This is a genomic window from Streptomyces sp. NPDC002176 (genome assembly GCF_044903645.1).
In the GTDB taxonomy this organism is placed as follows: domain Bacteria; phylum Actinomycetota; class Actinomycetes; order Streptomycetales; family Streptomycetaceae; genus Streptomyces.
The window spans coordinates 882527-903066 of the sequence record NZ_JBJDQW010000003.1 but is presented as its reverse complement, the minus strand read 5'-3'; the positions used below and the strand labels follow the sequence as shown (position 1 = coordinate 903066).

The window sequence follows — 20540 nt, the reverse complement described above, 5'->3', positions numbered from 1 at the left end:
GGCCGGCCCCGGACCGTTGATCCACTTTGAATCTGCGTTCCGGGGCCGGCCTTCCCTTCTTCTACGAGCAGAAAGACCACGAGATTGCGACAGACCCTGAGCAAGGGCATCGTCGTGGCCGCCGCCGCGACAGGTGTGCTGTCCTTGTACGTCAGTCAGGCGCTCGCCGATTCGGGAGCGCATGGAGCCGCACAGGGCTCTCCCGGCGCGTTGTCCGGCAACACCCTCCAGGTGCCGGTGCACGTCCCGGTCAACATCTGCGGACACTCCGTCGATGTGACGGCCGCGCTGAACCCGGCCGTCGGCAACGCCTGTGTCAAGGACGCCCTCCCCAAGGCGCCCCGCACCACCGCGCCGTCGTCCTACGGCGACGACGACGAGCCGAGCACCCCGGTCAAGACCCCGCCCGCGTACGGCGCCGAGCACACCAAGCCGCCCGCCTCGTACGGGGACGACGAGGAGACCACCCCTCCGCCGTCCTACGGCCACGAGGAGACGACTCCTCCGCCGTCGTACGGCCACGACGAGCCGAGCGCCCCGGCGACCACCGCGCCCGCCTCGTACGGCGACGACGAGGAGACGACCCCTCCGCCGTCGTACGGCGACGACGACGAGACGACACCGCCCCCGTCGTACGGCCACGACGACGAGACGACATCCCCGCCGTCGTACGGCCACGACGAGGAGACCACCCGTCCGCCCTCGTACGGCGACGACGAGACGACGCCTCCTCCCTACGGCGGTGAGGAGACGACTCCGCCTCCCTACGGCGGTGAAGAAACGTCTCCTCCCCCTTACGGCGGTGAGGAGACCACCCCTCCGCCCTACGGGGGCAACGAGAGCACGCCTCCTCCCTACGGCGGTGAGGAGACGACTCCGCCTCCGTACGGCGGCGAGGAGAGCACGCCTCCTCCCGGTGGGCACACCACGCCCCCGCCCGGAGGTCACACGACACCGCCTCCCGGGGGCCACACCACGCCCCCGCCGGGAGGTCACACCACTCCGCCTCCGGGTGGGCACACCACTCCGCCCACCCTTCCGCACACAGGTAACAACTCGCGGATGCTGTGGGCGACTTCGGGTGCCGGTGCCGTGCTGATGGCCGCCGGAGTCCTGCTGTTCCGGCGCGGCCGCACCATGTCCCGGCACCGCTGACCACCGGGTGCCGGACCCGAGCGCCCGGCACCCAGAGGTGACGGCGCCGTACCGCCACGGCGCCGTACGCATCCTTTCCGGCCGCCTCCCGTCCGGTGGCTCGCCACGCCGACGGGCCGGGAGCGGCCAGCCGGGCGGCCCCGCACGGATAACTCCGGCGGGGCCTTCGCCGTTCACCCGGGCGGGGGCCGCGGCCACCCGCTGGCCGTAACCGCGCTGGCGAGCACCCGGAGTGTGTGACTGGGTGTCAGTACAGGCGTCGCACACGGCGCGAGGGCAGGGCCGGGCGGAGGGAGGGGCCGAGATGGCTCCACAGTGGCGCAGGACCCGGCGAGGGCGGCTGTCCCTCCTCGCCGCGGGGATCACCGTGTCGGTCGTCCTGGCCGGACCCGGCGTCGCGGCCGGACCGCACCGGACGGCACCGGAACCGACCCCCGCGCCGACCGCGACCCCGGCACCCCCGCCCGTCAACCGGGGCCCCGACTTCGGGGCGTTCCTCGACTCCGGCCCGCTCGGGATCGCCCGGATTCCCGCCCTGAGCAACTGGCTGGGCGGGGCCGAGCTGAAGGTCGCGCACACCTATCTGCCGGGCGGGCAGTGGCGGGACATCGAGGGGTCGCCCGGTTTCCTGGAACCGTGGGCGCACTGGCGGCGCGAGAAGGCCGACCGCACCCTCGTCCTCAACGTGCCGATGCAGGAGCGCAACGAGGAGCACCTCTCCGACGCCCAGGTACGGCTGCTGCTGAAGCAGGCCGCCGCCGGACAGTTCGACCAGCACTTCCGCACGCTCGCCGAGAAGCTGGTCAAGCTCGGGGTGCCGGACACGGTGCTCGTCCTCGGCTGGGAGATGAACGGCATCACCTACACCCACCGCTGCGGGCCCGACCCCGAGGCGTGGAAGGCGTACTGGAACCGGATCGTCGCCACCATGCGCGCGGTGCCGGGGCAGCGGTTCCGGTTCGACTTCACGCCCAGCAGGGGCCGGGACGCCGTGCCGTGGACCGAGTGCTACCCCGGTGACGACACCGTCGACATCATCGGCATGGACTCCTACGACCAGCCCGCCGGGATGCCCTTCGACGAGCAGATCGCCGAGCCCTACGGCCTTCAGGCCCACGTCGACTTCGCCAAGGCGCACGGCAAGCCGATCTCGTACCCGGAGTGGGGGCTGTTCCGCAACGGCGACAACCCCGAGTACATGCGACGGATGCTCGCCTGGATGGACGAACACCGGCCGCTGTACAACACCCTCACCGACTACTGCCCGCACGGCGTGTGGCAGTGCCCGGTGAACCCGAGGGCGGCGAAGGTGTACCGGACGACGCTGTACGGGCGCACGGGGCTGACGACACCTGCGCCGACCCCTACGGGCACCCCCACCCCGACACCCACCCCTACGCCGACCCCCGAGCCCACCCCCACTCCCACCCCCACCCCGTCGTCCGGGACGAAGACCCCCATCGACTGCTCGGAGATGACGATGGGGAACTGGGTGGAGTTCTGGCTCGGGGGCCGGGTCTGCCTCCGCTTCGACCGGCTGCCGGGTGCCCGCTAGCCGGGCCGCCGCTCGCCGAGGCGGGTCAGTGCCGCCTTGCCGTGCCGTCGGGCCGCCGCGTCGGACAGGGCCGCCGACAGCAGCGGGGCGGTGCGGCGCCGGGCCAGCAGCAGCCGGGCGCTGGGGGCCGGGTCGGGGCGCCAGTGGTGCTTGTACGGTTCGTCGCCGCGCATCAGGCTGAGCGTGCCGTGGGAGCCCGCCGCGGTGTGGGCGGCGCAGGCGTCCAGCAGTATGACGGCGACGTCGGCCTTGCGTTCGCGCAGCGAGGGATGGGCGCCGTAGAGGTAGCCGCCCGCGAGGCTCGGGGAGAGCAGGGTGAGGTCGACGGCGACGACCTCCTCGCCGATGCGGAACTCGGTGACGACCGCGTCCCCGGCGCGCACCATCGGCTCCACCGCGCGCACCAGATGCTCCTGGAAGCGGGGCCGCAGATGCTCGGGCGTCACCTTCCGGCCCTGCCACTGGAGCCGGTGCAGCTCCAGCAGCCGGGCCACCGCGGCCTCCGCCTCACCGGGACCGGCGGTGCGCCGGGCCACCCCGAGCGCGGTCAGCTTGCGCAGCTTGGCCCGCACCCGCTGGGCCTTGCCGGACGGCAGCCGGGTGAGCAGCTCGTCCATCGGTACCGGGGGCAGCTCCAGGCACAGGGAGTCCGGCAGCCGTCGGCGCGGGCCGGGCCAGCGGTCGTAGACCCGCTCCGCCACGCCACCGTGGCGTACCTCGCGCAGGTCGATCAGGGCGGTGCGGGCGGCCGTCCACAGGGCGTCGGTGAGGGCGGTGAGGGCGCGGCCGTCGTCGGCGTCGTCGAGCAGGACGTCGCCGTAGTCGGAGACCGTGCCGCCCAGCGGGACCAGGGCGGGCAGCGGGTGCCGGGTGAGGGTCAGGGGGGCGGCGGCGAGCAGGTCGCGGCCCGAGCGGACCAGCAGGACGCGGAGCTTGCCGGGCCTGCCGTACGACAGCCACCAGGAGTGCAGCCAGGCGTGGCTCTGGAACGGGGTCGCGGTGGCGCAGCGCCGGTGCAGGCGGCCCCAGGCGGGCGCGAGCGCGGCGAACGCCAGCTCGTCGGTGAGGAGTTGGGTGGTGAGCGGGGGACGCGCGAAGGAGGCGGGGCGCGCCGCGTACGTCGCCGTCACAGCCGGCTGTGGACGTCGGCGGCGAAGGCCGGGCCGGGCAGCGGGGCCGGGAGCGCGGTCTCCGGTTCCTCCCGGCGCCCCGGCCGGACCAGCAGCGCGAGCCCGCCGAGCAGCCCGCCCGCGCCCGCGCCGACCAGCGTGGTCACCCCGGCCGACGCCGAGGACGGTTCGGCGGGCCGGACCGCGCGGGAGAACTGGAGCAGCTCGACGTGGGTGGCCTTCTTGCTCGCGTCGGCCTGCTTGGTGAGCGCGGCGGCGACCGCGTTGGCCATGGCGGCGGCCCGCGCGGGCTGTTCGGAGGTGGCGGAGACGGCGACCATCGGGGCGTCCGGCGAGGTGGCCGTGCGCACGCTCTTCTCCAGGGTGCTCACCGGCACCCCGGCCCGCTGCTGCGCCTCGGTGAGCACCGCGGGCTGGGTGGCGACCCGGCCGTACGCCTGGGCGAAGCCGAGCGCGGTGGAGGTGTCGGAGCGTTCGGCGGGTACGGCGATGACATAGCTGGTCGCGGTGTACGCGGGCGGCTTCAGCAGGCCGTAGCCGCCGCCGATCAGCCCGCCCGCGACGACCCCGGCGGCCACCAGCGACCAGGGCGGCAGGGAACGGGAGCCCGGCAGACGGCCGGTGCGGCGGCGCCGGGTGGGATTCTCGGTCATGAGGGGCTGCCTCCGTGAGGGTGTCGGGGCGAGGGGACCGTACGGGTGAGTGCCGCCGCGTAGACGTCCATCAGCCGGGCGGCGCTGCGGGTGATGCAGTAGTGGCGGGCCGCTTCTGGGACGGTGCGCGGGCCGGGCCCGGCGGCACGGACCCCGGCGAGCGCGGCGGCGTACGCGTCGGCGCCCCCGCGTACCCGCACGGCGTCGGGGGCGGCCTCGGGCGGGAGGTCCTCCACGGCCGGGCAGGACGCGTACCGCACCGGGAGCCCGGCCGCGAGCGCCTCGACGACGGCCAGTCCGAACGCCTCCTCCGGGGAGGGAGCGGCGAGCACGTCCATCGCGGAAGTCAGCGCGGGCAGGTCGGGACCCAGGGAGCCGTCGGGGAGGCCGGGGACCTCGCCGGTGAACACCACCCGGTCGGCGAGCCCGGCGGCGGCGCGGCGCAGAGCGCCTTCTTCGGGGCCGCCTCCGACCAGCAACAGGCGGTAGTCGGAGGGTAGTTGGGCGAGAGCGTCGATCAAGATGTCGAAGCGCTTGCCGGGGGCGAGTCGTCCGATGCCGCCGATCACGAACGCGTCCTCCGGGATGCCCAGTTGGGCGCGGACGCGCGCCCGTCGCTCCGGGTCGAAGCGGAAGGGTTCCAGGTCGATGCCGTTCGGGACGACGGCGATACGCGGCTCCGGCACGCCCCAGCGGGTCAGGCGGGCGGCGACCGTGGGGGAGACGGCGACGGTCGAGCGGCCCAGGCGCTCCCCGGCCAGATACAGCGCGCGCACACCGGAGTTGAGGGGGCGGCCCTCCATCTGGGAGTCGCCCAGGGAGTGTTCGGTGGCGACGACCGCGCGTACTCCGGCGAGCCTGGCCGCCAACCGGCCGTACAGACAGGCCCGGTAGAGGTGCGTGTGGACCAGGTCGTAGCGGCCGCGCCGGATCAGCCGGGCCAGCCGGGGCAGTGCGGCGAGGTCGCGGTTGCCGCCCATGGCGAGGTCGGCCACCCGCACCCCGTCGGCTCGCAGCCCGGCGGCCACCGGGCCGGGGTTGGTCAGTGTCACCACGTCGCACTCGACGGGCAAGTGCTGCAGCATCAGGCGGAGTTGTTGCTCGGCGCCCCCGACCCCGAGGCCGGTGATGATGTGCAGCGCCCGCATCACAGCCCCGCCACGGGACGTCGGCGCAGCCGGTGCAGCCGGTACTTCAGGAACAGCCGCAGGGCGTTGTCGTTCTGCCCGATGTGCAAGCGGGGCAGCGCGTGCGGGCCGCTCAGCTCGCCGGGGTCGATGGCGCAGCCGTAGCGGTAACCGGCGTCCCGTACGGCGTCGACGACACGCCGGTCGACCGTGCCGTACGGGTAGCAGAAGCCCTCGACCGGGGCGCCGGTCAGCTCGGTCAGCCGGGCGCGGCTCTCGGTGATCTCGGCGTGCAGGGTGGAGTCGTCGGCGTGGGTGAGGTCGACGTGGGTCAGACCGTGGGAGCCGATCTCCATCCCGGCCCGGTGGGCCTCGCGGACGGCGTCGGCGGTCAGCAGGGGTTTGCGCGGGCCGAGCGGGTCCCAGGTGTTCTCCCCGCCGAGCCTGCCGGGCAGCGCGAACAGGGTGGCCGTGCACTCCCAGCGGGCCAGCAGCGCGAGGGCATCGGTGACGAAGTCGGCGTACCCGTCGTCGAAGGTGAGGCCGACCAGCCCGCGTCCGGCGCCCCGCGCGCGGGCGGCCAGCAGCTCACCGACCGACACGCCCCGCAGCCCCCGCCCGCGCAGCCAGCGCAGCTGGCGCTCCAGCCGGGCCGGGGTGACGGTGACGCGGTACGGGTCGTCGGAGCAGTCGCCGACCGAGTGGTACATGGCGATCCACGGGACGGGGCCCCCTCCACCCGGCCCCGAGGGACCGGCGCGGAGGACGGATACGGACTCAACGGAAGACGGCATGGGCGAGCCTTCGGGTGTGGGTGCGTACGGAACGGAGGGCGGGTGCGAAGCCCTGGGCGCCCAGGGCCCAGCCGAGCAGGACGAAGACGGTGACGACGGTCAGACCACCGGCGGCGAGCCCCGCGAGCGCCCCCGCGGGCAGGCTCGCCGCCCACACCCCGGCCAGGGCGGCCCCGAGCGCCGCGCCCGCCGGGCGGCTCAGCTCGCGCAGCACGTGCCGGGTGCGGATGGGGACCCCGCGCCGCCTGCCGTGCCGGGGACCGCGCATCCCGGACAGCAGCAGGGCGGCGGTGAGGGTGATGCCGGTGGCGTTGGCGGCGGCGATCCCGGTCACGCCCCAGGTGCCGACGGTGGCCGCGCCGATGGCGCAGGTGGCGAGCACGCCGGTGGCCATGGCGCCGAGCGGGTACCAGGTGGGGCGGCCCGCCGAGAAGTAGGAGCGGACCAGGACACCGGTGAGCGTCTGGCCGAGCAGGCCGACGGCGTACACGCGCATCACGCCCGCCGTGGCCGCCGTGTCCTCGGCGGTGAACGCCCCGCGCTGGAACAGGAGTTGCACGATCTGCGGGGCGCAGGCCACGACCGCCGCCGTGCCCAGCAGCACCAGGCCGGAGGCGACCGCGAGGTCCCGCTCCACCCGGACCCGGGCCCGCTCGGTGTCGCCCTCGGCGAGCGCCCGCGCGACCACCGGGAAGGTGATCGTGCAGAGCATCATCGACATGGTCATGGGGATCTGCGCGATCTTCTGGGCGTAGTTCAGGTGCGAGATGGACCCGGACGGCAGGCTGGAGGCGAGGAACCGCTCGATCAGCACCTGCGACTGTCGGCACAGCGCGAACAGCAGCACGGTCGCCATCAGCGGCAGGTTCACCGAGGGCGGCTTGGCGGAGGGGAGTTCCGGTGTCGGCTCCGCGCTCTTGCGGCTGCGTAACCTGCCTACCAGGAAGGGCAGTTGGGTGAGGACCATCAGCACTCCGCCCACCGCGACCCCGAACGCCGCCGACCGCACCCCCCAGACCCCGCCGAGCGTGAACATCGCCGCGACGATGCCCGTGTTGTACGCGACATAGATCGCGGCCGGGGCCAGGAAGCGCCGGTGGGCGCGCAGGGCCGCGCTGAAGTACCCGGCGAGCCCGAAGGTGAGCACACAGGTCGCGGTGAGCCGGGTGCAGTCCACGGCCAGCGCCGGGTCGGGCAGGCCGGGCGCGAGGACCTGGACCAGCTGGGGCGCCCCGAGCGCGAGCACCGCCCCGACCACGGTGAAGGCCAGCGTCAGCCGGGGCAGCGTCCCCTTGACCAGGGCTCGTACGGGATCTCCCGGAGCGCCCTGGGCGCGGCGGGCCAGCGCCATGCTGAACGCCGGGATCAGCGCGAACGCCAGCCCGTCCTCGATCAGCAGGGTGGCCGCGAACTCGGGCACCGTCCAGGCCACCAGGAACGCGTCCGTGTCCCGCCCGGCCCCGAACAGCCGGGCCAGCGACTGGTCCCGGACCAGCCCGAGCAGGGCGCCCGCGGCGGACAGGGAGGCGGTGAGCAGGGCGGCGCGGGCGAGGAACCGCCGGGTCACCGGGGCGTGTTCGGGCTCGGGCGGCGGAGGCTGCCGGGTCGTCGTCCCCGGTCCCGGCGCGGGCGTCAGCGTCATCGCGCACCCTCCTGGCTCGCGCCCACCAGCGCCCACCACGCCACCAGCCCCAGGCACACCGCCGTCAGCACGGTGGAGGGGCCACCGATGTCGGCGTACACGAAGTCCACGAGCTGCCACAGCAGCAGGCCGCAGCCGATCAGCGCGCAGTCCAGGCCCCGGCCCGTACGGTGGGCGGCCCGCAGGCCGCGCAGCCCGAGCACCAGCATCGCCAGCCAGCCGCCCGCCAGGCACAACAGCCCGACCAGGCCCTGTTCGGCGAGGACCAGCAGGTACATGTTGTGCGGGGAGAGCAGCGGCTGCCTGCGGAAGCCGACGCCCGCGCCCTCGGTGTCGCTGCCCGAGGACAGCGCGAGCGAGGCGTGGCCGTCCCGGTACTCCGGGAAACCCTTCAACCCGACCCCGGTCAGCGGGTGTTCGCGCCACATGCCGGTGGCCGCCGCCCACATGGTGTACCGGTCGGTGACCGACTGGTCGGGGGCGTCGGCGACCTTGGTGATGCTGTCGATCCGCTCCTGGAGCATCGCCGTGCCCACCCCGAGACCGCCGACCAGCACCACCCCGGCCGCGACCACCACCGCGCCCACCTTCAGCGCCCGGCGCACCCCGGCCAGCAGCAGTTGCGCGGTGAGGGTGACGGCGGTGGCGATCCACGCGCCCCGGCTGAAGGAGAGCGCCAGCGGCACGAGCAGCGCCAGCGCGCACCCGGCCGCGACCACCCGCTCGCGCCGCGGGGCCCGGCCCAGCGCCAGCCCCACCGCGCACAGCAGCCCGAACGCCACCACGGTGGCCATGCCCATCACGTCGTACGGCCCGAAGGTGCCAACCGCGCGGATCATCCGGCCCTGGTACGAGGCACCGGTGCCGGTGGCGTACTGCTTGACGCCGACCGCGCCCTGCCAGAGCGCGAGCCCCACCAGCGCCCAGGCCAGCAGCCGGAAGTCGCGGCGGTCGCGGATCAGGAGGAGCACGGCGGCCGGGACCAGGACGAAGACCTGGAGGTAGCGGCCGAGTCCGGCGAGACCTGCGCCCGGTGAGGCGGCGCCCATCGCGGCGAGCGCCGCCCCGGCCACCGGCAGCCCCAGCACCAGCGCGGACCTGGCGGACAGCGGGCGGGCCCGCTCCCGCAGCAGCCGCACCAGACAGGCGCCGACGACCAGCGCGGACGCCGCGTCGGCCGGGCCCGCGCCGCCCCCCTCGCTGGAGGAGAGGGGCAGCGCGAGCAGGACGAGCACGGCGAGCACCGGCAGCACCGGGGACCAGTGCCGGGGGCGGCCGAGCGGCAGCGCGAGGCTCATCCGTCAGCTCCCGGTGGACCGGACGACGGCGGCCGCGGTGCGCAGCAGGATGCAGATGTCCTGCCACAGCGACCAGTTGTCGATGTAGGCGTTGTCGTAGCGGGCCCGGTCCTCGATCGAGGTGTCCCCGCGCAATCCGCTGACCTGCGCCAGACCGGTGATGCCGGTACGCATCCGGTGCCGGGCCGCGTAACCGGGGTAGCACTGGCTGAACTGCGTGACGAAGTACGGGCGTTCGGGGCGCGGGCCGACCAGGCTCATGTCGCCCCGGAAGACGTTCCACAGCTGGAGCAGCTCGTCCATCGAGGTCCGGCGCATGAAACGGCAGAACGGGTTCATCCGCCGCTCGTCCGCCACGCTCCACCGGGTCGCCGACTCCCGCTCGTCCACCGGGCGGTAGGTGCGGAACTTCAGCAGGGTGAAGGGGCGCCCGTCCTGGCCGACGCGCTCCTGCCGGAACACCACGCCCGGACCCTGGCTGAGCCGCAGCACCAGCGCGCAGCACAGCAGCAGCGGCGCGGCCAGCACCAGCAGGGCACCCGACACCCCGAGGTCCAGCAGCCGCTTGCCGACACGGCCGCGCCGCCGGGCGCCGAGGTCGAGCCGCCGTACGGAGAACCCGGCGAGCTGCTCGCGCATCTCGTACGCCGGGCAGTCCGCGTCCACCTCCCATACCGCGCATCCCGACTCGGCGAGCGCCCGCAGCAGCGGGCCCTTCTCGGTGCGCACGGCGGGGTCGACGGTGAGCACGGCGCCGACGCCGTTCTGGATGAGCGCCCGCTCCACCTGCTCGCCCGAGGTCAGTACGGGGAGCCCGGTGCTGCCGTCCGGGTGGTCGGTGACCACGCCGACGGGGCGTACCCCGCAGTCCGGCTGCCGCAGCAGCGCCGCCGCGACCCGCTGGGCGGTCGCGGCCGGGCCGATCACCAGCGCGGTGCTCGGCTGCCGCAGCCGCACCGCCCGGCGCCGCCGGTGCACGATGGTCCGGCCCACGCAGGCCACCGCCGCGTGCGCGGACCAGCCGACGGCCAGCGCGGACAGCGACAGGGGGTGGCCGGGTTCCAGGGCGGCGGTCAGCGCGCCGAGCGCCAGCCAGAGCACCGCGATCCGGCCGCAGACGGAGGGGAGTTCGTCGAGCACGCCGGTCACCGCGCGGGCCGGGCGCGGCCGCAGCAGCAGGGCGGCGCCGACCAGCGAGGCCACGACGAGCGGCCCGCGCACGGCCGCGTCCAGCACGACCGCGCCCGCCGCGGCGGCGGCGAGGTCGGCGGTGAGCAGGGGCAGCGGCGAGACGGTCGGGGAGTGCGGGCGCCGGGCCGGGAACCGGAAGCCCTGCGCGGCCCGTACAGCGTATCCGGAGTCCATGCCGGAGGCGCTGGGGGAGGGGACGATGCTTTCCGCGGTCACGGGTGGGTCGACTCCCTGCGCTCGATGGACACGGACGGCAGGGTGCCGAGGAGGTCGCGGTAGAGGTCCGCGATCCGCTCGGCGGTCAGCCGTACGTCGTGCGTGGTCAGGACGTGCCGACGACCCTGGGCGCCGAGGTCCGCGCGCAGCGGCGCGTCGGACAGCAGCCCGGTCACGGCGGCGGCCAGCGCGTCGGGGTCCTCCGGCGGCACCAGGCAGCGTCCGGCGAGCGCGGGCGGCAGGCTCTCGCGGGCCCCGTCCACCTCGCTGAGCACCACCGGCCGGGCGCAGGCCAGCGCCTCCAGCGGGGCCAGCGCCATGCCCTCCCAGCGCGAGGGCTGCACCACCAGGTCGGCGGCCCGGTACCAGGGCAGGACATCGGCGACATCACCCGCGAACCGCACCCGGGGGCCCGCCAACTGGCTCAGCTTCTCCCGGTCGGGTCCGTCGCCGACCAGCACCAGCCGGGCCTCCGGCAGCACGGTCAGCACCCTCTCCCACGCGGCCAGCAGCACGTCCTGGCCTTTCTGCGGGCACAGCCGTCCCACACACACCACCAGCGGTCCGGCCCCGAGCCCCGGCAGCTCCGCGCGGGCCGCCGCAGCGGGCGCGGGGGAGAACCGCTCGGGGTCGATGCCGTTGGGCACCACCGCGTACGAGGCGCGCACCCCGGCGCGCACGCCGGTCGTACGCTCCGCCTCGCTCACGCACACCACCCGTTCGGCCCAGCGCGTGCCGAACCGCTCCCAGCGCAGGGCGAGCGCGGCGGTGGCCCCGCCGACGGCCTCGAAGGACCAGGCGTGCGGCTGGAAGACGGTGGGGACCCGGCCGCGCAGGGCGAGCCGGGCGGCCAGCCCGGCCTTGGCGCTGTGCGCGTGCACCAGTGCGGGCCGTACCTCCCCGGCGAGGCGGGCGAGCCGCCGTACCTCGCCGGGCAGCGCGGGACCCGGTGACCGGGTGGCCCGCCAGAGCCGCACCTCGGCGCCTATCTCCTGTGCCTCCGTGGCCAGTCGGCCGCCTGGGCAGGCGATCACGACGCGCACGCCCGCGGCGAGCTGGGCCCGCGCCAGGTCGAGCACGACCCGCGCGACACCGCCGTCGACGGGCTGCGCGACATGCAGGACCCGTTCTCGGGCGTCGGAAACTGGCTGGTGCATGGGCGGGGTACCTCGCTCACAGGGGCGATCTGGTCTGGTCGGGACCGCGCCTCGCTGCCGGGCGTCCTCCGCGGTGCAGAGCACACCGGCCCTCGCCGCGTCCCGGTGAGGAACGAGCAGGTGGCCCGGCGGGTCACCGCCGCGGACGCGTGGCGCGGCCGAGATCGGCCACCCTCGGGCGCGCGGCCGGACGGGATGACGTAGCCGCCCTGGCGCCAGACCCGTACGCGCCCCACCGCGCCGGTCGTGCGCTCCGGTACGTCGTCCGGTGGACCCGCGCCCGGCCACTTCCGTGCGCCCGGCGTACGACGGCGCGGCACGGTGCCTCCCGGAATCGTGAGCCGGTGCCCGCCCCGCGCGGCGTCCGGACCTGGTACGGAGGAGAGGGCCGCGACTCTAGTGAGCGCGGGCGCCGGGGTGCCGCAACGACGCGAACGCGCGGCGCGGGACCCCGCGGTTCTCGCGGAGATCACCCCTTTGGCGGCACAACCCCTCGGCCCGGCACGCGTTGACACAGCGTCGGGCAGCTCGCCCGGACGTTCGTCTCGATTTTCAAGGAGCACCTCTCCATGTCGCGTATCGCGAAGGGTCTGGTCCTGACCTCCGCCGCCGTGGCGGCCGTCGCCGGCGGTGCCGGTATCGCCTCCGCCGACTCCGGCGCGCAGGCCGTCGCCGCGAACTCGCCGGGCGTCCTCTCGGGCAACGTCGTCCAGATCCCGGTGCACGTGCCGATCAACGTCTGCGGCAACACCATCGACGTCATCGGCCTGCTGAACCCGGCCTTCGGCAACACCTGCGTCAACGACTGAGGTCGCGCACGCAGCTCTCGGCCCGGCCGTCCGTACACGCACACCGCGTGTGCGGACGGCCGGGCCGCTGGCGTATGTGGCCGCTCGTGTAGGTGACCGCTGGCGTATGTGACCAACCCCCGTACCAGGGGAATTTCATATGTCTTGTGTGCACACGGTTTCCGGCCCGGCCGCGCCTCGTTAGGCACGGCGTCGGAGATCCCTGGGGCGACGCGAGTTGCCGAGGAGAGGAACATGATGAAGTCCCTGAAGGCCGCCGCCGTCCTGGCCGGTTCCGTCGCCCTCACCGGCGTCGCCGCGCCCGCGTTCGCCTACTCCGGCGACCTGACGCCGAGCAGCCTGAACGGCGCCGTCGACCAGGTCGCCAAGGGTGGTCTGACGGTGCGTGACGTGATGCCGCTCCAGCACCAGTCGGACGCGCTGAACACCGAGAACAAGGACTCCGTCCTCAGCACCGTCAAGGGCGCGACCACCGCGCTGAACACGCACAACCCGCTGCTCGGCGGCCTGCCGCTGCAGAGCTGAGCCAGCGTGGAGGAGGGCCGGGCCGCGACCGCGCGGACCGGCCCTCCCGCCGTGTTCGAGGCCGCTTCCCCCGATCGTGTGGAGCACCTCCCGGCAGTCCCCCGGACGAGTGAGCGGCCCCCCGGTCGGACCCCGGCCCGTGGATAGGGTCGCGCGGTGACCTCAACCACAAGCGAAGCCTTCCGCGCCGCCGACCTCGGCACCCTCGTCGTCCTGGCCTGGAGCGGCGAGGCCCCCGACGGCATGGACATGCCCTACCTGCTGGCGTACTCCCTCGGGGACGCCGAGGGCGGACCGCGCGCCACCTCGGCCGCCGTCACCCAGTTGCTGGAGATGAACGGCCTGACCATCGGCACCGTCATCGACGGCGCCACCCGGCCCAGCCTCCCCGTCTCCCTGCTCGTCGAGGCCGGCCAGGCCGTCGTCCGGCTGCCCCAGCTCGTCGCCCAGGCCGACGCCCCGCCGGAGTGGCTGGACGCCGTCGCCCGGCGCGGCCACGCCTACCTCGTCTTCACCACCCGCGCCTGGCCCGAGGGCCGCCCCGGTGTGTACGTCGACCCGGCCGCGCTGGCCGCCTTCGCCGGTGCCGACGAGACCCTGATGACCGCCGCCCACGTCATGCTGCCCGCGCGCAGTCTGCGCTGACCCCCCTACCCGGATGGCCGCCGGGCGGTGACCCCGAGCGCCCTCGCGCGGTTACCGCTGTGGACAAGCCCAACTGCGGACGAGGGAGTGAGCGATGGTCGTCGGTGCCGGTGGTGTGGCCGTAGGGACGGAACGGCAGGTCAGAGAGGGTACGGGCACACGTTCACGGCGGGAGGTGACCCGCGGCCTGCTGGCCTCGGTGGCCGCCCTGGCGCTGGCCCCGGTGGTCGCCGCCTCCCGCCCCCTCCCCCCGGCCGGGGAGCGGGGCGGCAACACCTTCGACGAGACCTACCGCGGCCACCGCATCCAGGGCTTCCTGGTCCCGGCCGTCGCGCGCGGGGCGGGCGAGGGCGACTGGCAGATCACCGTCGACGGACGCCCGCTGCACCTGATGCGCCGCGCCGACGGCACCTGGATGAGCATGGTCGACCACTACACCTCGTACGCCACCCCGCTGGAGGCGGCCCGTGCCGCCGTGGACGAGATCGGTCCCGGCCAGCGGCTGCGCGAGATGGCCCCCGGTCCGGTCGGCGGCGAGCACGCGGGCCACGGGATGGGGGGCATGCATGGCGTACGTGCGTAAGAACGCCGCCGCCCTCACCGCGAGCGAGCGGCGGCGCTTCGTCGACGCCCTGCTGGAGGTGAAACGGCGCGGCGAGTACGACGAATTCGTCCGTCTGCACATCGACTACTACACGGCGGACGGCGAGAAGGGCTTGCGCGCCGCCCACATGGCCCCCTCCTTCCTGCCCTGGCACCGGCGCTTCCTGCTGGAACTGGAGCGGGCGCTGCGCCGGGTGGACTCCTCGGTGACCGTGCCGTACTGGGACTGGACCCGCGACCGCGCCACGACGTCCGTGCCCTGGACGAAGGACCTCCTCGGCGGCAACGGCCGCAAGAGCGACCGGCAGGTGACCACCGGGCCGTTCGCCTACGCGGCCGGGCACTGGACCATCAAGGAGGGCATCACCGACGGCAAGTACCTCACCCGCGACCTCGGCCGCGCCGCCTCCCCGCTCCAACTCCCCACCAGGAGCGAGCTGCAGTGGGCCCTGGACGACCCGGCGTACGACGTCTCCCCGTGGGACTCGACCGTCACGCGCGGCTTCCGCAACAAGCTGGAGGGGTGGGGGACCGGCGGCGGCAGCGCCTCCTGGCACAACCACAACCGGGTGCACCGCTGGGTCGGCGGCGCGATGCTCGGCGGCGCGTCGGTCAACGACCCGGTGTTCTGGCTGCACCACGCCTTCATCGACTACCAGTGGTACCGCTGGCAGCGGGCGCACAAGACCCACCGCTATCTGCCCGCGACCCAGCCGGGCCCCGGTGACAAGCAGCGAGGCCGTGTCGTCGCGCGGCTCGACAAGATGCCGCCGTGGAATGTCACGCCGGACTCGCTGGAGGATGTGAGCGGGATCTATAGGTACGCGTGAGGGCATGTCTTGTGGGGACATGCCCCTCGGTCATGTCCTCCGAGCATGTCCTCCGGGCATGCGAAGAGCCCCGGCGCTCAGGGTGCCGGGGCTCTTCGCGGGGGGTGGGGCTCAGTTGCCGTAGCCGTAGCCGCCCTCGTGGACTTCCTGCACCGGCGCCGGCGTGCTGACGTTGGCGCAGGTGTTGCCGAAGGCCGGGTTCAGCAGGCCGACCACGTTGATGGTGTTGCCGCAGAGGTTGACCGGGATGTGGACCGGGACCTGGACCACGTTGCCGGAGCCCACGCCGGGCGAGCCGACGGCCGCACCCCCGGCGGTCGCGTCGGCCAGCGCCAGACCGGCGCCACCGACCATCACGGCACCGGTGCCGAGGGCCACGACGGCTGCCTTCGCAATGCGAGACATCACGTTCTCCTTATGTCGCTTCATGTCGCTCGGGGGAGGGAGGCGGCAGAGATCGCCGCCGCACTTCCCGTACAACGGCGCGCGGGGGAGGGGGTCACGGGGGAAAGGTGGGGGATCACCCTTTTACGGGGGGTGAATCTTGGGGCGGGTGATTCGCGGCGATATGTCCTGGACGTGTCTCCTGGGCGTACTTAGGGGAGACGCCGTAGGGGTGCGCCCTTGAGGTATGCCTCGATGTTCTCCACCGCCTGGCCGTAGTACGTCCGGTAGTTGGCCCGCGAGACATAGCCGAGGTGGGGCGTGGCGAGCAGGTTCGGGGCGGTGCGCAGGGGGTGGTCGGCGGGGAGGGGCTCGGTGTCGTACACGTCGACGGCGGCGCCCGCGATGCGGCCCGTGCGGAGCGCGTCCAGCAGGGCGTCCTGGTCGACGATCGCGGCGCGGGAGGTGTTGACGAGGTAGGCGGTCGGTTTCATCAGGGCGAGTTCAGGGGCGCCCAGGAGTTTGCGGGACCGGTCGCCCAGAGCGAGGTGCACGGAGACGAAGTCGCTTTCGGCGAGCAGCTCCTCCTTGCTCGCGGCGAGGTCCACGCCGACCTCGTCGGCGCGCTCGGCGGTGAGGTGCGGGCTCCAGGCGCTCACCCGCATCCCGAAGGCGAGCCCCACGGCCGCGACCCGGCTCCCGATCTTCCCGAGCCCGAGCAGCCCGAGCCGCCGCCCGTGCAGATCGGCGCCGAGGGTGCTCTGCCAGGGCCCACCGGACCGGAGCGCGCCGCTCTCCTCGACGATCCCCCGCGCGAGCCCGAGCAGCAGCGCCCAGGTCAGCTCGACCGGAGGCGCCGACGAACTCGCCGTACCGCACACCGTGACGCCGTGCGCCCGGGCGGCCGCGTAGTCGATGACGCTGTTGCGCATCCCGGAGGCGATGAGCAGCTTCAGCCGGGGGAGACGGGCTATCAGCGCGGCGGGGAACGGGACGCGTTCGCGCAGGGTGACGACGATGTCGAAGTCGGCGAGCGCGGCGGCGAGGGCGTCCTCGCCGCCGAGATGCTCCCGGAAGGCGACGACGTCCACGCGCCCGTCGAGCGGGGCCCAGTCGGCCACCTCGGTGGCCACTCCCTGGTAGTCGTCGAGTACGGCACAGCGAAGCCGCATGTCACTTCTCCTCGTGTCGCGCGGGCAGTCGCTCCGCGAGCAGGCGTCGGCACTCCGCGACGAGGGCCGCGTCCGGGAAGGTGCGCTTGGGCAGCCTGACGGCGGGTTCCCCCGAGGCCCTGAGGAGGATGAACTGCCGCTCGGTCTCGATGTGTCCGGTGAACGTGTCCCAGGGCTCGAGGTGGGAGCGCCCGTCGGCGACGAGCACGATGCCGTCGTCGCCGACGGTCACCTCCGGGTCGGGGCGCGCGTCCACCGCACGCCTCACCGACCAGCGGCGGCCCCAGGGGGTGGAGAGGAGGACGGTGCGCAAGGAGCGTCCCGTCAGTGCGCCGGAGATGCAGGCGGCGAGGTAGACGAGATGCGTGGGATCGTCGTACCGCCCCTGGAGCACCACGAGCCCCACCGTCACCGCGGCCCCCACCACGGCCTTCCGCGCGGCCCGGTCCCGGGATCGCCGGACCCGCGGCGACAGCGCGGCACCGGCGGCGAGATCCTCGGCCCGAGCCAGATGTCTCACGCTGACCGTCCGCACCACAATTCCCCCTCGCTCCCCGCTCGTTGAGGGATTGTCGCAGGTGAGACGGGCCGCCGATCAGCCGGGGAAGGACTCCGGGCCGAACCACCCCCAGGCGATGAAGGCGGCGAGCGCGAGGTAGACCAGGTTCAGCGCCACGAACCCGAACTCACGGCGCCGGCCGTGGGTGGCCATCGCGCCGATCATCAACAGCACCCAGCAGGCGGCGGTCACCGGGACGAGGACGGGCACGCGGTCAAGGAGGGCGGGCAGCACGAGCCCGACGGCGGCAAGCAGTTCGAGCACCCCCAGCGCCTTGACGCTCCGGGCACCGACCCCCTCGGTCCACCCTCCCCCGTGCACGGCGGCCAGCTTCTCCTTCGACACGAAGGTCTTGCTGACACCACCGACGAAAGCCACCACGGCCAGCGCCCATGCGCTGATCCACAGAGCGAGGTCCATGTGTCCCACTTCCCTACCGGTCGACGTTCCCTCCGGGAGGAAGACGTGACTGAGGCGGCGATGTGTGACATGCCCTTGGCGCAGTTGGCTCCGTCCGGTTCCGGGGGAGTGCTCTGACTTCCTTTCTCGCCGCCGGAAACCTGTAGCTGGGGAGAATTCTCCGGCGGCGAGATTCTCATAAAGTGCCAGCTCAGAGGCTATTTTCTGACTCCAGGATGCTTGGGTGGCATGTGGATGTAGCTTGCCGATCCGCCATGCCGCCCTATAGGTTCTTGATCGTCGGCCGAGGGGTTGGCGATCAGGAGGGGGTTCCGCGATGACGGACACGAACGAGATGACCGAGCGACCGCTGCCAGCGCCTGGCAGTGCTGAGGTCAAGGCCCTGTTCACGAGTCGGGAGACGGCGGCGGCCGCAGATTTCCTGCTGGAGCGGCGTGCGGACCCGCCGACCATGGACGAGTGGATCCAGCGGTCCCGGGAGATCTTCGGGAAGGGCAACGTGCACACCCAGCGTCGGCTCCGGGAAGTGCGTGACCACTTCAAGGTCGACTCCTACCGCCGCGAGGGTGACGGTAAGTGGGTCTACCGGCTTGTGGGTTGGAGCGAGACGCCCGCCGGTGACAACGTGAAGATCTCCCCGAAGCTCCAGGCGGAGGTCTTCACCGTCAAGGGGCGCTTCTGCGCGATGTGCGGAGCGGGCCCCAAGGACGCCAGGCTCCAGATCGACCACATCGTCCCGCGGTCCTGGGGAGGTAAGACAGAGCTGGACAACCTGGAACCGCTCTGCCAGGCGCACAACAACGGCAAGAAGGCGTTCTTCCAGAGCCTGAACCCCTACGGCGATGCCCTCGCTCAGGCGATACACCGCCCGAACCCCTGGGAGCGGATCGGCGAACTGCTCAAGGCGTTCGCCGACAAGGGGGAGTTCACTCCTGCCGAGCTGATCCAGATCGTGGCACGGGACACGCACAAGGGCGACCCCAAGAAGCGGCTTCGCGAACTGCGGTTCGTCCTCGGCTGGGACATCGTCTCCCACCGGACCAAGGAGAACGGCATCACCGCGGTGACGTATGAACTGCGCGCCTGGAAGCCCTGGCCCGTGGAGGGCGCGCCTGAGGAAATCAAGAAGTACGAGCGCGACCGCAAGCGCCGCAAGGAGGACGACGGCGACTGAGCCAAGCTCAGCGCATCCAAGCCGCAGCAGGGCAGCCCGTGTCCGGGGTGCCCTGCTGTGTGTTGCACCTGCATGACCGAAGGCGCGAGAGAGCTTGCGCCACTGGTCAAGGTGCCTGCCAGGCTGCCGGAGAACGGTGGGGCGGCCTGTCGGCCTGGCGGCCGGAGAGGTGAGCCGTCGCGCTGTTACACGGCGGTGACGGTTCCCGGATCGATCATGATCATGTGCTCAGCCACACTGAGCGCATCGCACACCGCGAGAGCCGAAGCCGGGGGGCCGGACGGAAAACCGCGTGGCGCGATCTTCTTGCTACACCACTCTTGTCATCCCTGGGGGGATCACCATGTCTGCCGTCCTCGCGCGCCACCGCCTCACCCTCCGCGCCGCCGTCGCCACCGCCGCCCTCGCCGGCGCCCTGCTCACGCCTGCCGTCGCCTTTGCCGCTGACGGCCCGTCCGGCACCGACGCGCACTGCACCGCTACGCAGACCATCCCCGCCTCCTTCGGCGGCTGGACGGTCGACCTGACCAATGACCTCTCGGCCGGCCCCAAGGCCGTGCTGAAGGACGACAAGGGCACGACGGTGTCCACCGTGGACCGCGCCCACCCCGAGGACCTCTCCAGCGGCCTCAAGATCAAGAACGCGGACACCACCTCCCCGCTCTTCCTCGACCGTTCCCAGGGCGACCCGCAGCCGTGGCGCACGACGCCTTTCCCGGCTCTGCCGAAGGACTGCCTGAACACGGGTACGGGCGGCGGTTCCGGTACGGGTACGGGGTCCGGCACTGGTACCGGCACTGGCACCGGTGCTGGCACTGGTACCGGCACCGGCACCGGTACTGGCACGGGTACCGGCGCTGGCACCGGTTCCGTCACCGTCACCGGCGAGTGCACCGTGCTCCAGACCATCCCCTCCCGCTTCGGTGGCTGGACGGTCGACCTGACCAACAGTCTCCGTAAGGGCCCGAAGGCCGTGCTGAGGGACGGCAAGGGCAACGCGGTGTCCACCGTGGACCGCAGCCACCTGGAGGACACCGCCAACGGTCTGAAGATCGAGAAGGCGTACAGCACCGCCCCGCTCTTCCTCGACAACAACCAGGGCGCCCCGCAGTCGTGGCGTACGACGCCTTTCCCGAAGCTTCCCAAGGGCTGCCTGAACACGGGCACCGGCACGGGTACCTCGAAGCACACCGGAACCGCCACCACCCACACCACCACGGGCACCTCGAAGCACACCGGCACCGCCACCGCCCAGACCATCACGGCCACGCAGACCAAGGTCGTTCCCACCGGCGCTGTCGCCGCGGGCGCCGAAGGCATCGGCAGCTCGCAGAACACCGCTCTCCTGGCGGGCGGCGCGGCCCTGGCCGCGGGCGGTGCGATCGGCCTCGCTTACGTGGTGCGCCGCCGCCGCGCGGGCCTCTGACCCCCCGACACCACCGCACCTGGCGGGCCACCGGTCGTCACCGGCGGCCCGCCTTCCGCGCCTCCCGCAGCGCAG

Annotated in this window: 21 protein-coding genes; 9 read left to right on the top strand and 12 right to left on the bottom strand. The window is 73.4% G+C overall.

Features of this window, described 5'->3' with window-relative positions; all coding sequences use genetic code 11:
* Positions 1 to 84 precede the first annotated feature (84 nt).
* Both ACI2LY_RS17965 and ACI2LY_RS17960 read left to right on the top strand, forming a co-directional pair.
* Positions 85 to 1155 carry a chaplin family protein gene (locus tag ACI2LY_RS17965; RefSeq protein ID WP_404707966.1) on the top strand — a complete coding sequence of 357 codons (1071 nt, stop codon included), beginning with the start codon at positions 85 to 87 and terminating at the stop codon, positions 1153 to 1155.
* A gap of 304 nt (positions 1156 to 1459) precedes the next feature.
* Positions 1460 to 2710, top strand: coding sequence for a glycoside hydrolase family 26 protein (locus ACI2LY_RS17960; protein ID WP_404707965.1), 1251 nt, complete (start codon positions 1460 to 1462; stop codon positions 2708 to 2710).
* Here the strand turns inward: ACI2LY_RS17960 and ACI2LY_RS17955 are convergent.
* The 8 genes from ACI2LY_RS17955 to ACI2LY_RS17920 form a co-directional block, all read right to left on the bottom strand.
* A complete protein-coding gene (locus ACI2LY_RS17955) occupies positions 2707 to 3840 on the bottom strand; it encodes a GNAT family N-acetyltransferase (protein WP_404707964.1) in 1134 nt (377 codons plus the stop codon). The two genes, ACI2LY_RS17960 and ACI2LY_RS17955, sit on opposite strands and share 4 nt — an antisense overlap.
* Positions 3837 to 4493 (bottom strand): lipopolysaccharide biosynthesis protein, encoded by a 657-nt coding sequence (locus ACI2LY_RS17950; RefSeq protein ID WP_404707963.1) that lies wholly within the window; start codon positions 4491 to 4493, stop codon positions 3837 to 3839. Before ACI2LY_RS17950 ends, ACI2LY_RS17955 begins: the two co-directional genes overlap by 4 nt.
* The gene (locus ACI2LY_RS17945; RefSeq protein WP_404707962.1) at positions 4490 to 5641 is read right to left on the bottom strand and encodes a glycosyltransferase; all 1152 of its coding nucleotides are present in this window, start codon (positions 5639 to 5641) and stop codon (positions 4490 to 4492) included. Before ACI2LY_RS17945 ends, ACI2LY_RS17950 begins: the two co-directional genes overlap by 4 nt.
* Positions 5641 to 6330 (bottom strand): polysaccharide deacetylase family protein, encoded by a 690-nt coding sequence (locus tag ACI2LY_RS17940; protein ID WP_404707961.1) that lies wholly within the window; start codon positions 6328 to 6330, stop codon positions 5641 to 5643. The genes ACI2LY_RS17945 and ACI2LY_RS17940 overlap by 1 nt, the downstream gene beginning before the upstream one ends.
* Before the next feature lie 67 nt (positions 6331 to 6397).
* A complete protein-coding gene (locus ACI2LY_RS17935; RefSeq protein WP_404707960.1) occupies positions 6398 to 8056 on the bottom strand; it encodes a lipid II flippase MurJ in 1659 nt (552 codons plus the stop codon).
* The gene (locus ACI2LY_RS17930) at positions 8053 to 9354 is read right to left on the bottom strand and encodes an O-antigen ligase family protein (protein WP_404707959.1); all 1302 of its coding nucleotides are present in this window, start codon (positions 9352 to 9354) and stop codon (positions 8053 to 8055) included. Before ACI2LY_RS17930 ends, ACI2LY_RS17935 begins: the two co-directional genes overlap by 4 nt.
* A 3-nt stretch (positions 9355 to 9357) precedes the next feature.
* Positions 9358 to 10761 carry an exopolysaccharide biosynthesis polyprenyl glycosylphosphotransferase gene (locus tag ACI2LY_RS17925; RefSeq protein WP_404707958.1) on the bottom strand — a complete coding sequence of 468 codons (1404 nt, stop codon included), beginning with the start codon at positions 10759 to 10761 and terminating at the stop codon, positions 9358 to 9360.
* Positions 10758 to 11918 (bottom strand): glycosyltransferase family 4 protein, encoded by a 1161-nt coding sequence (locus ACI2LY_RS17920; RefSeq protein WP_404707957.1) that lies wholly within the window; start codon positions 11916 to 11918, stop codon positions 10758 to 10760. The genes ACI2LY_RS17925 and ACI2LY_RS17920 overlap by 4 nt, the downstream gene beginning before the upstream one ends.
* A gap of 569 nt (positions 11919 to 12487) precedes the next feature.
* On the opposite strand from ACI2LY_RS17920, the gene ACI2LY_RS17915 reads away from it, so the two are divergent.
* From ACI2LY_RS17915 to ACI2LY_RS17895, 5 genes are all read left to right on the top strand, one after another.
* Positions 12488 to 12727: a chaplin gene (locus tag ACI2LY_RS17915; protein WP_404707956.1), complete on the top strand. Its 240-nt coding sequence runs from the start codon at positions 12488 to 12490 to the stop codon at positions 12725 to 12727.
* 237 nt (positions 12728 to 12964) lie between these two features.
* Positions 12965 to 13252 (top strand): hypothetical protein, encoded by a 288-nt coding sequence (locus tag ACI2LY_RS17910; RefSeq protein ID WP_388994491.1) that lies wholly within the window; start codon positions 12965 to 12967, stop codon positions 13250 to 13252.
* Between the two features lie 156 nt (positions 13253 to 13408).
* Positions 13409 to 13897 (top strand): DUF5949 family protein, encoded by a 489-nt coding sequence (locus tag ACI2LY_RS17905; protein WP_388993802.1) that lies wholly within the window; start codon positions 13409 to 13411, stop codon positions 13895 to 13897.
* A gap of 94 nt (positions 13898 to 13991) precedes the next feature.
* Positions 13992 to 14480, top strand: coding sequence for a tyrosinase family oxidase copper chaperone (locus ACI2LY_RS17900; protein WP_404707955.1), 489 nt, complete (start codon positions 13992 to 13994; stop codon positions 14478 to 14480).
* The gene (locus tag ACI2LY_RS17895; RefSeq protein ID WP_404707954.1) at positions 14464 to 15330 is read left to right on the top strand and encodes a tyrosinase family protein; all 867 of its coding nucleotides are present in this window, start codon (positions 14464 to 14466) and stop codon (positions 15328 to 15330) included. Before ACI2LY_RS17900 ends, ACI2LY_RS17895 begins: the two co-directional genes overlap by 17 nt.
* Before the next feature lie 111 nt (positions 15331 to 15441).
* Here the strand turns inward: ACI2LY_RS17895 and ACI2LY_RS17890 are convergent, their stop codons facing one another.
* From ACI2LY_RS17890 to ACI2LY_RS17875, 4 genes are all read right to left on the bottom strand, one after another.
* Entirely contained in the window at positions 15442 to 15735 is a 294-nt protein-coding gene (locus ACI2LY_RS17890) for a chaplin (RefSeq protein WP_404707953.1), read from the bottom strand.
* A gap of 191 nt (positions 15736 to 15926) precedes the next feature.
* The gene (locus tag ACI2LY_RS17885; RefSeq protein WP_404707952.1) at positions 15927 to 16886 is read right to left on the bottom strand and encodes a D-2-hydroxyacid dehydrogenase family protein; all 960 of its coding nucleotides are present in this window, start codon (positions 16884 to 16886) and stop codon (positions 15927 to 15929) included.
* A 1-nt stretch (position 16887) separates the two neighbouring features.
* Positions 16888 to 17406 carry a hypothetical protein gene (locus tag ACI2LY_RS17880; protein ID WP_404707951.1) on the bottom strand — a complete coding sequence of 173 codons (519 nt, stop codon included), beginning with the start codon at positions 17404 to 17406 and terminating at the stop codon, positions 16888 to 16890.
* A 75-nt stretch (positions 17407 to 17481) separates the two neighbouring features.
* The gene (locus ACI2LY_RS17875; RefSeq protein ID WP_404707950.1) at positions 17482 to 17865 is read right to left on the bottom strand and encodes a DoxX family protein; all 384 of its coding nucleotides are present in this window, start codon (positions 17863 to 17865) and stop codon (positions 17482 to 17484) included.
* Between the two features lie 316 nt (positions 17866 to 18181).
* Here ACI2LY_RS17875 and ACI2LY_RS17870 point away from each other — a divergent pair, with 316 nt between their 5' ends.
* Positions 18182 to 19039: an HNH endonuclease gene (locus ACI2LY_RS17870; RefSeq protein ID WP_404707949.1), complete on the top strand. Its 858-nt coding sequence runs from the start codon at positions 18182 to 18184 to the stop codon at positions 19037 to 19039.
* 343 nt (positions 19040 to 19382) lie between these two features.
* On the top strand, positions 19383 to 20465 hold the full coding sequence (locus ACI2LY_RS17865) for a hypothetical protein (RefSeq protein ID WP_404707948.1): 1083 nt from the start codon (positions 19383 to 19385) through the stop codon (positions 20463 to 20465).
* The last annotated feature ends 75 nt before the right edge of the window (positions 20466 to 20540 follow it).

What these genes read in the sequence shown, in the direction of transcription:
- ACI2LY_RS17935 (WP_404707960.1), bottom strand. Translation starts at nt 8,056, where the DNA reads ATGACGCTGACGCCCGCGCCGGGACCGGGGACGACGACCCGGCAGCCT.
- ACI2LY_RS17890 (WP_404707953.1), bottom strand. Translation starts at nt 15,735, where the DNA reads ATGTCTCGCATTGCGAAGGCAGCCGTCGTGGCCCTCGGCACCGGTGCC.
- ACI2LY_RS17910 (WP_388994491.1), top strand. Translation starts at nt 12,965, where the DNA reads ATGAAGTCCCTGAAGGCCGCCGCCGTCCTGGCCGGTTCCGTCGCCCTC.
- ACI2LY_RS17930 (WP_404707959.1), bottom strand. Translation starts at nt 9,354, where the DNA reads ATGAGCCTCGCGCTGCCGCTCGGCCGCCCCCGGCACTGGTCCCCGGTG.
- ACI2LY_RS17915 (WP_404707956.1), top strand. Translation starts at nt 12,488, where the DNA reads ATGTCGCGTATCGCGAAGGGTCTGGTCCTGACCTCCGCCGCCGTGGCG.
- ACI2LY_RS17900 (WP_404707955.1), top strand. Translation starts at nt 13,992, where the DNA reads ATGGTCGTCGGTGCCGGTGGTGTGGCCGTAGGGACGGAACGGCAGGTC.
- ACI2LY_RS17865 (WP_404707948.1), top strand. Translation starts at nt 19,383, where the DNA reads ATGTCTGCCGTCCTCGCGCGCCACCGCCTCACCCTCCGCGCCGCCGTC.
- ACI2LY_RS17960 (WP_404707965.1), top strand. Translation starts at nt 1,460, where the DNA reads ATGGCTCCACAGTGGCGCAGGACCCGGCGAGGGCGGCTGTCCCTCCTC.
- ACI2LY_RS17920 (WP_404707957.1), bottom strand. Translation starts at nt 11,918, where the DNA reads ATGCACCAGCCAGTTTCCGACGCCCGAGAACGGGTCCTGCATGTCGCG.
- ACI2LY_RS17875 (WP_404707950.1), bottom strand. Translation starts at nt 17,865, where the DNA reads ATGGACCTCGCTCTGTGGATCAGCGCATGGGCGCTGGCCGTGGTGGCT.
- ACI2LY_RS17870 (WP_404707949.1), top strand. Translation starts at nt 18,182, where the DNA reads ATGACGGACACGAACGAGATGACCGAGCGACCGCTGCCAGCGCCTGGC.
- ACI2LY_RS17895 (WP_404707954.1), top strand. Translation starts at nt 14,464, where the DNA reads ATGGCGTACGTGCGTAAGAACGCCGCCGCCCTCACCGCGAGCGAGCGG.
- ACI2LY_RS17940 (WP_404707961.1), bottom strand. Translation starts at nt 6,330, where the DNA reads ATGTACCACTCGGTCGGCGACTGCTCCGACGACCCGTACCGCGTCACC.
- ACI2LY_RS17950 (WP_404707963.1), bottom strand. Translation starts at nt 4,493, where the DNA reads ATGACCGAGAATCCCACCCGGCGCCGCCGCACCGGCCGTCTGCCGGGC.
- ACI2LY_RS17945 (WP_404707962.1), bottom strand. Translation starts at nt 5,641, where the DNA reads ATGCGGGCGCTGCACATCATCACCGGCCTCGGGGTCGGGGGCGCCGAG.
- ACI2LY_RS17885 (WP_404707952.1), bottom strand. Translation starts at nt 16,886, where the DNA reads ATGCGGCTTCGCTGTGCCGTACTCGACGACTACCAGGGAGTGGCCACC.